Origin of the sequence: cyanobacterium endosymbiont of Epithemia turgida isolate EtSB Lake Yunoko (assembly GCF_000829235.1) — a bacterium.
GTDB lineage: Bacteria > Cyanobacteriota > Cyanobacteriia > Cyanobacteriales > Microcystaceae > Rippkaea.
This window is the reverse complement of the sequence record NZ_AP012549.1, coordinates 794207-806701: the sequence shown is the minus strand read 5'-3', so window position 1 is coordinate 806701 and position 12495 is coordinate 794207. Positions and strand designations below refer to the sequence as shown.

The 12495-nt window shown below is 34.3% G+C and carries 8 protein-coding genes; 4 read left to right on the top strand and 4 right to left on the bottom strand.

Going from position 1 to position 12495, the window contains the following annotated elements; translation table 11 throughout:
- Positions 1-2724: 2724 nt before the first annotated feature.
- Positions 2725-3288, bottom strand: coding sequence for a DUF2808 domain-containing protein (locus tag ETSB_RS02465; RefSeq protein ID WP_044106065.1), 564 nt, complete (start codon positions 3286-3288; stop codon positions 2725-2727).
- Between the two features lie 222 nt (positions 3289-3510).
- Here ETSB_RS02465 and ETSB_RS02460 point away from each other — a divergent pair, with 222 nt between their 5' ends.
- The 3 genes from ETSB_RS02460 to ETSB_RS02450 all read left to right on the top strand — a co-directional run bounded on the left by ETSB_RS02460 (position 3511) and on the right by ETSB_RS02450 (position 6302).
- Positions 3511-4776 (top strand): glycosyltransferase family protein, encoded by a 1266-nt coding sequence (locus tag ETSB_RS02460; protein ID WP_044106064.1) that lies wholly within the window; start codon positions 3511-3513, stop codon positions 4774-4776.
- Positions 4777-4913: 137 nt separating this feature from the next.
- Complete coding sequence (locus tag ETSB_RS02455; protein WP_044106063.1) at positions 4914-5552, top strand: hypothetical protein; 639 nt, start codon at positions 4914-4916, stop codon at positions 5550-5552.
- Between the two features lie 480 nt (positions 5553-6032).
- Positions 6033-6302 (top strand): YggT family protein, encoded by a 270-nt coding sequence (locus tag ETSB_RS02450; RefSeq protein ID WP_044106062.1) that lies wholly within the window; start codon positions 6033-6035, stop codon positions 6300-6302.
- A gap of 650 nt (positions 6303-6952) precedes the next feature.
- On the opposite strand, the gene frr is transcribed toward ETSB_RS02450, so the two are convergent.
- Both frr and pyrH read right to left on the bottom strand, forming a co-directional pair.
- The gene (gene frr / locus ETSB_RS02445; protein WP_044106060.1) at positions 6953-7501 is read right to left on the bottom strand and encodes a ribosome recycling factor; all 549 of its coding nucleotides are present in this window, start codon (positions 7499-7501) and stop codon (positions 6953-6955) included.
- Positions 7488-8210, bottom strand: a complete 723-nt coding sequence (gene pyrH / locus ETSB_RS02440) for a UMP kinase (RefSeq protein ID WP_044106058.1) — start codon at positions 8208-8210, stop codon at positions 7488-7490. The genes frr and pyrH overlap by 14 nt, the downstream gene beginning before the upstream one ends.
- A gap of 594 nt (positions 8211-8804) precedes the next feature.
- On the opposite strand from pyrH, the gene cysH reads away from it, so the two are divergent.
- Positions 8805-9611, top strand: coding sequence for a phosphoadenosine phosphosulfate reductase (cysH, locus tag ETSB_RS02435; RefSeq protein ID WP_044107567.1), 807 nt, complete (start codon positions 8805-8807; stop codon positions 9609-9611).
- A gap of 182 nt (positions 9612-9793) precedes the next feature.
- Here the strand turns inward: cysH and ETSB_RS02430 are convergent, their stop codons facing one another.
- Complete coding sequence (locus ETSB_RS02430; RefSeq protein WP_044106056.1) at positions 9794-12481, bottom strand: trans-splicing intein-formed DNA polymerase III subunit alpha N-terminal partner DnaE-N; 2688 nt, start codon at positions 12479-12481, stop codon at positions 9794-9796.
- Positions 12482-12495 lie beyond the last annotated feature (14 nt).

The window sequence follows — 12495 nt, the reverse complement described above, 5'->3', positions numbered from 1 at the left end:
ATATGTAAAAAACGGCACAATAACATTATCACTTAAAGTATAAAATAAACATAAAGACAATAAATAACTATACTAAAAAGCACTTTGTATAATAAAATAAATAGGCAGTGTATAAAAATATTTAAAAGTCTGAGATTATAACTTATTATCAACTAATAAATAATAATAGTAGAGATAATGATGTAATTGCAGATAACGGTAATGTTTTCGTTGCTTATAGTATAAAATTTAAGTTACTACTCTTTTCTTCTTGATGTCTTTACTATATTAGGAGCTCAAGGGTGATGTCAGTCCTAAGATTAAGATACATTGAGAAGTTTTGCTGTTTCTTTTTCCCTCTCAAAAAGAAATTAAGTAGAAATTCGTTTTCTATGAGCGACAATGATTTCCTCCGTTGATAATAGATTTGATCTAGATAAATCAAAATAAAGAAATAAAGTTGTACTCCATAGATATTCCCACTAAAATCATATAAACTCAAAATATGGACAATTAATATACTCCACAACTAGCAGAATATTGTCAAGTTATTTATGTAAATTGTTTCATTAGTCGTTAGAAAGCAAGAAAAAGCATAGAAGCATTTTTTTATTTAGATAAAAAATTTTTTAATTAAAGTAGAAAAACTTAATATTTTAACATTGTATAATTTTTATCCAAATAAAATTAAGAATATTATACAATACCTGAATAAATCAAACTTTCAAACTATGCTATTGTTAATAACATGGTAGTATTTAAGCTAGTCGTGATTCATAAATATACCAAAACAACTAAAAAAACGAAAGTTATTTTTTTTAGCACTTTTACTTTCGAAAAATTGACAAATAAACTTTTATTCCTTATAAAATAGAGGTGATGATATCATAATTGTAGCCAAAGACTCTTATGGTCATGCACAATTGACAAGCTCATAAAAAGTTAGGAAACTAATAGAATACATAGGAGCACAAATCTTATTTTTATCTCCTATATATTCTGATTTTAACCCGGTTGAAAACTGTTGCTAGAAAATCTAAGCGTATTTACAAACTCAAGAAATTCGTAATTATTAAGATCTCAGTTAAACAATTGATTTAGTACCCGACATGAAATTTACCATAATTTTTGGAAAGTTTTTTTAGAAAGTTTTGACTTGAGGAGAAAAAATCGACATAATTTAAACTTTTTTAGGACGCTAAGAAATAATACATCCTACTAAATACCGCTATGAAAGATAAAAATAAGTCAATATAACTAATGCTATCATAGTGTTTTATTAAGCTAACTTTGCAAATTTTAATATTATGGTTACACCGATCTAGATAAATAGCCAAGCTAGGAACAAGCAATATACACTAATACTCAACTCAAAGACAATGTTCTGAACAACTATACTGTTAAACCTTAACTTGACTAAGTTGAATTTCCTGTTCTTTTACTACAACATGTTTATTTGATTTAAGGAGCGATTGTTGTACTTTTAATCACCAGTTTAATTTTTTTTTCTACTGTAGAATATTGACAGTACACCTCTCTAAATCGATCCTTTATTTCTCCTTCTAAACTTTGGTAATTGCCAAAATTTTTTGTTATTTAATATTTTACCTAACTGAACTAGTAAAATTTTAGTAAAAAAAATATTTGTTGTAAAAAACTATTTTAATCTTATGTTTGATTACTTAATTTACCGACTTCTTTGTAAGAATAAAATCTATTAGTTTGGTTAAAAATATATTATTTTAGCTATTGATGAATTTAAGCCTGAAGTGGATTTTAATATATTTCTTTACGGCTAGAATACTTTGATATTAATATTGGAGACAATTAATCAAAATACTTCAACCTAAATAATGCACTATATAATGTTTACATATTTATTAAAAATAGTAATTAATATTTTTTATCAAGGATAATAATGGTGCTAATCTAGTAAATATAGTTTTTTTGTGAAAAGAAAATATGTGAAAAGAGAATATTTTATAACATACTAAGTTATACGTTAAAAAAACAGGTAGTCAGAAATAAAAGTTGAAGATATAAAAAATAATGAGGACAAAAACCATTCAGGCCAGAAAAATTTTCTATTAAACTCTTGAGATAAGTTATGATAAAGGTTTATTTTAAGCTTGGTTATCTTGATGTTTAATATTTTAATCAAAACTAGGAGATATTATTTTTATATAAAACTACTTTAGTATCTTTTATCTTGACTTTACCAAACTTAAATAGAATTTAAAATTGACAGTTTATTCTAAAAATTTTATTCAAACAAATATCACCTAAGTTTCAAACAGTTAGAGAATCTGTAAACATTGTTTTCAGAAACTGTTATGACGTTTTTACTTAGTGCTATTAAGCATACAATACTTTACAGACAAAGTAATAGATATCAATAAATGATACTCGTTTTTCTCTGTAAAACTTTCCGTAGAACTTATCTGAATAGAAATAAATCGCAAAGCTAAAGAGTTTGTTCAATAAAATTTTTTGATGAATCGTAAACTTTACACATATCTAAATTAAATAGTGGCGTTACTTTACATAGCTAAAATTTTTAAACCTCTAAAATAATAAATAAAGGGATTGATTTTTAAAAATTGTTTGAATACATGTATGAAATTCTAAGGTAGAGTGGATATAACTTAATTCGTTTAACTAAATAAAAGTAAACAAATAAGGATCAACAGTCGTTAACCCTTATCATTGTCCAATCTTTATTGACTAATTTTAACCATCAAAAACTTAAACTCTTTCAATTGATACAATCCAAGTTCCTACATACATACGAATGGGGATTTCTCCTGAACTCAAAACGTCACAAATTAAGTAATAAGTACCATTGCTAGGATTTTTTACCCCAGAAAAAATAATTTCTGCTTTTTTACTAGCCTCGATAGGTGTTTCTAGCTCAATTTCGACGACACGACTTTCTTTATCCCAATAGACATCTTTTAAGGGTAAAGATTCGCCATCAACACGAACTTCTACTTTGTCAAGATTAAATTTTCCATCGAATTTAGGCCTTTCAAGATAAGAGATAAAAAATTTACTTGCCCCTTGAGTCAACTTTTTTCCTGGGACATAGAGTCTATAGCGTTCTCCCACTTGTCTAGGACGGCCATTAAAGTCCAAATGATAATCGAGAATATCTTTACGGTTCTCAACTCCACTAAAAATTGTTAATCCAGGATTACTTCCTGCCCAAGTTAAAGCTTGAACACCGGTAAAAAAACACCCAGACAAAATTAAAGTTGAAATCAGACGCTTAGAAAAAAAGATTGCAGAAAATAAATGATTCTTATTCATAATTCATTTCTTTAGCCAAAGGCGTTTTATCGGCAGATTTAAGTAAATACACTTATTTGGTCTTAGGATAACAAATGTCTCCCCATTATGGGGAGGAAGTAAGATAATCCTCCGAGTATCGAAACTTCAGTAGAAGAACTTACTTTCTAGGGGAAGCAATTGCTGCACTCAAAGATATCATAAAGATGAGGTTTTCTTGCAAAAAAGGATCAACAACTATCAATGCAACCAGCTGATATTCTTATTTTGTCTAACGGGCCAGGGGAAGTAACCACTTGGGTCCGTCCTGTAGTGAAAGCTGTACGGGAAATTCTAGGCTGGAATAGCTCTCAAGTACGGATTTCTGTGGTTTTATCCCCTTGTCCTCATGCTACTGGACAAGAAGCCGCCATCGCGGGTCGTTACCTGGAAGTTGATCGGGTTCAGTCAAGTGAACATTTTTTTAATTTTTTATTCTGGGGAAAAACGGCTGAGAATTGGAACTGGCATAAACACGGCATTGTCTTATTTCTGGGGGGTGATCAATTTTATCCAATACTACTCGGTAAACGATTAGGATACCGCACCGTCATCTATGCAGAACGGGAAGCACGTTGGTATCGTTGGATTGATCGATTTGGAGTCATGAATGTAGATGTGATTAAACCTATTCCCAAATCCCATCAACATAAACTGACCGTAGTAGGGGATTTGATGTCTGATTTTGCCCCAACTCCTGTAAGTTCATTCCCAATTGCTCCTTTTCCCACTATTGGAATTTTACCTGGATCAAAACCAGGAAAATTGATGCAGGGGATTCCTTTATGTTTAGCTATTGCCGAAGAAGTTTATCAACAAAACCCCAGAACTCGTTTTATTCTTCCTGTTGCCCCCACTCTAGATTTATCTACTCTGGCCGAATTTGCTGATGCGAGTAAAAATCCTATGGTAATGAAGATGGGGGGAGTGTCTGCAAAATTAGTCATGGCTAGTGCTGACTCATCTTCCTCTCCTCGACTAGAAACTCCTAATGGACTTCAAGTAGAATTGATCACCCAATTTCCTGCCTACAATCACCTCTGTAAGTGTTGTTTAGCCTTAACCACTGTAGGGGCTAACACAGCCGAATTAGGAGCATTAGGAATTCCCATGATCGTCTTGCTCCCTACCCAACAACTCGATGCTATGCGGACTTGGGATGGGATTCCAGGGATTTTAGCTAGTTTCCCTTTAGTGGGGAGAGCTTTGGCTAAGGCTATTAATTTAATGGTACTTAAACAGGGACGATTATTTGCTTGGCCTAATCTTTGGGCTAATGAAGAGATTGTGCCAGAATTAGTGGGGGAACTTCAAGCAACCGATGTAGCAGAATTGATATTGGATTGGTTAGCCAATCCCATTAAATTGACAGAAATACGCGATCGGTTGTTACAGGTTAGAGGAAAGTCAGGAGCAGCAACTGAGCTTACCAATATCCTTAAGGAACAATTAAATTTACTCAATTCTTGATACAAAATTGAGCTATAACTTGCTTTAGGTTGAGTGGCTTTTTGTAAAAAAATCAACTAATGAGGGAATACAAATGTTAAGATGTCTCGAGTCTTCATAAGTTGTTTTACCAAAACTCGGCTCGAGCGACTTCTGCTATGTTAAAGGTGTTAATGCGCTGCTTTAGTTTGAATCGTCTAATGGTTGCCTTATTAGCCTTGGGAATCACCCAATCACATCCAATACAAGCTCAAACGCCCCCTGTTAGCCAGGATAATGGTGCGGTGCTTGGAGCTACCCCAGATAATGGAGGGGAAATCACAGATGAAGATCCCAGTGATCCTACTAACTTGCGTCCCCTGACTCAAGCTGACAGTTTACTTAGCTCACAAGGAGCTCAAAGACTCGTTTTAGAGGCTAATGAAGCTGTTAATGCTGAAAACTATGACCAAGCAACTAGTAAACTCCAGCAAGCTCGCAAGATTTTTAATCAGTTGTCTAATTTCTATTTACAACTAGCCAAGAGTTTTGCCGGAATTGATAATAATATTTATGAATCTCAACGTAATAGCGCACTAAAAACAGGTCAGATGAGAGATTCTGCTACTTATCAATTAGCTCTTGTTCACCGATCACAAGACAAACCGGAATTGGCTGTTCCTTTGTTGGTTCAAGTCATTCGTTCCCAAAACCCCACAACTGATTTAGGAAAAAAATGTTATCAGCAGTTGTATGAATTGGGATTTGTTGATGTGCCTCTTGGAACTTCTTCGACAGCTAAAACTCCCAGTAATTAAATTTACTCATTTAAAAACCTTTTTGAACCAGTTCATCATGGCAACTAATACAGTGAACTGTTCTATTTTTTCAGTTGCCAAAACGAATTTGCAATAGCTCTTAACTAGGCTAAAGTAGTTTATAGATTCTTTTAAAACTGTACCTTGTAAAACTGCTTTAGAAAAAAATGTAAATCAAGGTCCATATATTACGAAATTGTCCAAATTATCGATTAAATTATTGCAAATATCGGCTTTAAAGATATGAAGAAAATAATGAAACCGACTATAAAATACTTAAAGGATAAGACTGATGGAGAAAAAGTTTAAGTGTCAGATAAAATAAAACTTACTTAGAGAACTGTTTCAAGCGGCTTTTGATATAATCGTGATCAACTCAATCAAGGGAGGTGTTCCCCTTAATCTGTGATTGAAGAATCAAATTGGATATAAGATCAACCTGTACAACAATGATCAATTAATTAAAGAGGATTGTAACTTATGGCCACTGCGTTAATTACTGAAACTTTGATCAACTTCATCAACATATATTTACTGTTGATATTTATTAGAATCTTACTCTCTTGGTTCCAAACTGCTGAATGGGCTTACAGTATAATGGCTTTTCTAAGCCCTATTACTGACCCCTATCTCAATATTTTTCGATCTATTATCCCTCCCTTGGGTGGCTTGGACATGTCTTCCCTTTTAGCAATTTTAGCATTACAATTTATTTCTTCGATACTGACCCAAGTTCCCGCTCTCTTCTAGCTTAAGTAACTATTATAGGCTTCACTTTTATAGAAAATAGAGGTCATTTTGGTGTTGAAGACGGAGGCTTTAAATTACCTTAATTTAAGGGGTCAGTTAATTGGCTGGAATCGTAATCCTTAGTTTAAACTTGCTGACCCCTGGGGGAACTCTAGTAATTTAATATCAAAATACTGATTCATTGTTCGTGTTTAAAATTTGTCTAAAAATAACAGTATAATAAACAGTTTTCCCTAATATTTTTTTAGCTTTTCTTGTCACCATATAACAAATAGCAGAAGACTTGTAACTGCTTTTGGTGACTTCTCTCCAGCCAATTTAAAGGGATGATCTTGACATTCTATATTAAATACTCTGATTCAAGTAAAGGCAATCCTCAATGGAGTGATGGAATGGAGTGATGGAATGGAGTGATTAAGCAAATTTAACAGCGATCGTAACCGCTATGAATTTTATGGATATTTATTCATAAAATGAATTATTTAATTATTTTTTCAGTTAAATCATCAACTCCGACGCCTCCTGTTTTCAAAAAGCAGAAGATTGATTTTGTTTGATAAAGTTTCTATTCCAGTAGGAGCTTAATTGATGAGATCAATCCCCTACTGATACTGACTTCAGGCAAGTATATATACATAGTACCTGACTGATTAGACTGTCATAATATCTTTTTCCTTGATTTTCAACAAATCGTCGATTCTCGCCGTAAATCTATCAGTTATTTTCTGAATTTCATTCTGTAAATCACGGGATTCATCCTCAGAGATATCATTGGTTTTTTCTTGTTTACGAATTAAATCAATGGAATCTCGACGTATATTTCGAATAGCCACCTTCCCCTCTTCAGCCAACTTGCCAGCTAATTTTACCATTTCTTTACGCCGTTCTTCCGTTAAGGGAGGAATATTTAAACGAATGACCTTACCATCATTATTCGGGTTTAAACCAATATCTGAAAGGCTAATAGCTTTTTCAATGGCTCCCATACTACTTTTATCGTAGGGCAATATATTGATGCTACTGGCATCAGGAATGCTAATATTGGCTAGTTGATTTAGGGGAGTTTCTGTCCCATAGTATTCAACCGTTATCCTATCAAGAAGTGAAGCATTAGCTCTTCCTGTTCTGATGGTATTGAAAGACCTTTGAGTAGCCTCAATGGATTTTTTCATATTATCTTCAAGTTCAACTAACTTCACAGAAACCTCCCACAAGTGTTCCAACCGCTTCTCCTTTGATAGCTCGAAGGATGTTGCCTCGAACCGAGAGATCAAAGACAACGATTGGGATATTATTTTCTTTACAAAGGGCGATCGCCGTTCCATCCATTACCCGCAGATCATTAGCTAATACATGACCGTAGGTCAGACTTTGATAACGACGAGCCTTCGGATTCATATTAGGATCACTATCGTAAATCCCATCGACTTTTGTAGCCTTAAAAACCACCTCCGCATCAATTTCGGCAGCCCGGAGCGCGGCTGTGGTGTCAGTGGTAAAAAAAGGATTTCCTGAGCCAGCCCCAAAAATGACTACGCGTCCTTTTTCAAGATGGCGAATAGCACGACGACGGATATAGTGTTCGGCTACTTCCTGCATAGCGATTGCTGTCAGGACTCGTGTAGGAATTCCCATCTGTTCGAGGGCATCTTGCAACGTCATAGCATTCATAACTGTAGCAATCATACCAATATAGTCAGCTGTCGCTCGATCCATACCGGCCGAAGCCGCTTTGACTCCACGAAAGATGTTCCCTCCCCCAACAACGATAGCCAATTGGGTGCCATGTTCAATGACATCTGAAATCTCCTGAGCAATTTCGGCTACCACTTTAGGGTCAATGCCATAGCCTAGATTGCCCATCAATGCCTCGCCGCTTAGTTTAACTAATACTCGGTGGTAAGTCATCCCTCTATTGCTACTGTTGAATTGAACCTAAAGTTTATGTTTAACCGATATTCCCGCAGGTAGAACCCTGCGGGATTCTTGTTTTATTAAGTTTGTCTTGTTCAGAAAACAAGGTTTCTGAACTCGTTCCAAATTCCCCTCTACAGGTATTTGTTGAACTTCCACTAACTATCCGACAGTAGAGTGTTTTCTGCAACATGATCGATTTAAGTAGGTTTGTCAACTTAAGTTAAATCAGTTACAGTTTCTAGATAATCATATCGCTCAATGACTCTTGGGTCTATCGATTAAATATTTTGGTAAAGTTCAATCTTAAAAAAGCTAATGAATTAGTTACAGTAGTTGTCCTTTCAGGAACTAGGATAGAATAGACGAATAACTGTACTAAATTTTGGTTAAAATCTCTCTTTCAGATAGAAAAATACAAAACCTAGATATCAAATCGCCAAATCCTCTTAACAATTGCGCTAGCAATTGTTAAGAGGATTTGTTGGTATCGTTCAACTTTGATGGATACCATTATTTAACGTTAAGATTGTTGAACACCAGAGAAAAAGTTACCAAATGCCCCATATTGATCTGCTTAACTCCCAAATGCAAGTAAATGGTACTCAAGCTATCTTTGTTCAGGGTTATAAACCACATCACACTCTCAAAATTCTTAAACCTAATCTTGATTTACAAACAACCAATCAACTCCTATCTAATAAGAGTGCCCAAAATGTAGTTGAGTGGTCTGCCAATACATTCGGGGATGGATTAGTGATGAGTACCAGCTTTGGTATCCAAGCGGCAGTTATGCTCCATTTAGTAACTCAAGTTATCCCTCATATTCTGGTGATTTGGGTTGACACTGGGTATCTTCCGGCGGAAACCTATCGTTTTGCTGAAGAATTAAGCAGACAGTTAAACCTTAATTTGAAAATATATCAATCTCCTCTTACCCCAGGACGTATGGAAGCTCTTTATGGGAAACTGTGGGATAAAAAGGATTTAGAATCTCTTGACCTATATGATCATATTCGCAAGGTAGAGCCAATGCAAAGGGCATTACTTGAGTTAAATGCTACAGCTTGGTTAGCAGGTTTACGTCGGACTCAAACGAGTCATCGGGAATCTTTAAAACGGGTAGAACAACAAGGAAACTATTATAAGGTTCACCCCATTTTGCATTGGGACTCCCGTGATATTTATCAGTATTTGACAGTCCACAATTTGCCCTATCATCCCTATTTTAACCAAGGATATGTGTCAGTTGGAGATTGGCATTCAAGTCGTCCTATGATAGCAGGAGATGAAAGCGAACGAGATGGTCGTTTTCACGGGCTTAAGCAGGAGTGCGGATTGCATTTACCCTTGACGCCAGAAGCCGCACAAAGTTTAGATTTAAGTAGCTTGTAATCTACAACCAAGCATTATAATTGAGTCGACATAACTGATTCTCCTAAGACCGACCCCGACAAGACAAGGTAATAATAAACAAAAGCTGCCTGTTTTACCTCACAGGTTTTAGAGTATACAGTCAGTCTTTGCTGCTCGGTTTAGAAGAGCCCTAAAACTTTTCATTATCGTTTTCTTTTTGACTAGCTTTTGTTATCACCGGACCAGGGTATAATTTTCTTCAACTCTAATCCTTGTTCGAAGATATCATGGATAGAAGACATTTTTCCTTCGGCAGTCATAAATTTATGGTCTTTTGTTGCTCGAATGATGGAACCGTCTTCAAAACAATATTCAAATATTTCTTGTTGACCTCGTGAATGCCATTGTTGAATAGATTGAGTGTAAACAAAACCATTTTTGTCTACTGTATAAACAGTACAGTCGAGACTTTCCTCTACCATTCTACCGATGGGAATTGCTCCATACTCGACGGTTAATACTTCTGTATCATAACTTAAGCAATATTCCGCAAACTTAACCATTTGTTCGTATAAATTTTCTGCAACATTACTAGAAACTCCATTTTTAGTCGCTCCATCAATAAAAATCTCTCGATGCTTTTTCATTTCTGAGATTTTCTTTTTTCCCATTGCTCGACGTAATAAATCGGCTTCTCCTAAAGAATAACCCGCTAAATCTTGCGCCATCTTCATGATTTGTTCTTGATAAACTAAGACAGCATAGGTTTCTTCAAGAATGGATTCTAATAAAAAATGTTCATATTGAATCGCTTCTTTTCCATGTTTACGAGCAATAAATTTAGGAATAAGTCCAGCATCCAAAGGACCAGGACGATAAAGAGCTAAAATAGCGGAAATATCTTCAATTTTTGATGGTTTTAGTTCTTTAACGATCTGCTTCATTCCTGATGATTCTAACTGAAAAATTCCTTCTAAGTCCCCTCTTTCTAAAAGTTTATAGGTTTTGTCTATATCATCGGGAAGTTTTTTAGCAGTTCCTTTACCAAGGATTTGTAAGGCTTTTCTTTCTTCTAAAGGTAGTTGATCTAAATCTAAGTCTATATTTCTATTTTGCTTAATTAAATCTGCTGTTTTCTGAATAGTTGTTAAATTTCTTAACCCCAAAAAGTCCATTTTTAACAATCCTAGAGACTCTAAATCTTCCATAAAATACTGAGTAATAACTGCTCCTTCATTATTCCTTTGAAGAGGTACGATTTCGTCTAAAGGTTCAGAAGAAATAACTACACCTGCAGCATGAACTCCAAAGGTCTTATTAGTTCCTTCAATGCGAATTGCCATATCCACCCAATTACGCACAGGGATTTTACCAATCACATTTTTTTTATCATCTTTAATATCTACTTCTTGATTATCATAAGCTTCTTTAAATTTTGGCTCTGGTGTCTCATTAGAAATCATTGCTTTTAATTTAGTGGGTTTTCCACGTAAAACTGGAATCATTTTCGCCATTTTATCGGAGTCTGCATAGGGAATATTTAACACTCTAGCTACATCTTTTAAAACAGCTTTAGAAGTCATGCGGTTAAAAGTAATAATTTGAGCAACATTGGCTTCTCCATATTTTTCGGTGACATATTTAATCATTTCATCTCGTCTTTCAATACAGAAATCTGTATCAATATCAGGCATAGATTTTCGTTCAGGATTTAAAAATCTTTCAAATAAAAGTCCGTGATGAACTGGATCTATATTAGTTATTTTTAAAGAATAAGCAACTAAAGAACCTGCAGCAGATCCTCTTCCAGGTCCCACAGGAATTTTGTGATCTCTTGCATATTTAATATAATCCCAAACTACTAAAAAATAACTAGAAAATCCCATTTTTTGCAACATTTTCAATTCATATCCTAATCTTTCCTTATAATTGTCTGAGATTTCTTTACGAGAACGACATTTTAGCCTTTCTATCAACCCTTCCCAAGCTATTTTTTCAATATAACTATCAGGATTATGTCCTGAAGAAACAGGATAATTAGGAATACGAGGTTCTCCAAAAATATTTTTATAATGTTCAATTTTATTAGCAACTTCTAAAGTATTATTTATTGCGTCTTCAATCACACTCTTAGGAAGATGATCTCGGAATAATAATCTCATTTCTTCTGCAGATTTAAGATATTCAGTTCCACTATATCTAAGCCGTTTATCTTCTGTAATTAACTTTTGTGTTTGAATACAAAGTAATGCGTCATGAGCTTCTACGTCATAGCAGGAGATAAAATGAGAGTCATTAGTTGCAATAATTTTAATGTCTAATTCATCAGCAATTTTGATAATTTCTCGATTAACAATCCGATCTTCTTGTGAACCATGATCTTGGATTTCTAAGTAAAAATCATCTTTGAACAACTTTTGATACCATTTAGCAATCCGTTGAGCCTCTTTAAAATCTCCTGATAAAATTTTTTGAGGAATTTCCCCTCCTATACAAGCACTAGTAACAATTAACCCTTCATGATATTGCTCTAATAATTTTTTATTAATACAAGGGCGAGAAAAAATCCCCTTTCCCTGAATACCCTTGAGGTGAGATATAGTGGTTAACTTTACTAAATTTCTATAGCCTTGGGTATTTTTAGCCAAGATAACTTGATGATATCTTTTATGGCGTTTATTAACTTCAATATCTTCATTAATAACATACATTTCATTGCCGATAATTGGTTTAATTCCTTTATTACGGCAAACTTTCATGAGTTCGATCACTCCATACATTACTCCATGATCAGTTAGAGCAATAGCTGGCATTTCTAATTCCAAAGCACGATCAACTAAAGCATTGAGTTGAGACGCTCCATCAAGTAGACTATATTCACTGTGAATATGTAAACCAACAAAAGACATACAATTCTCCTTAA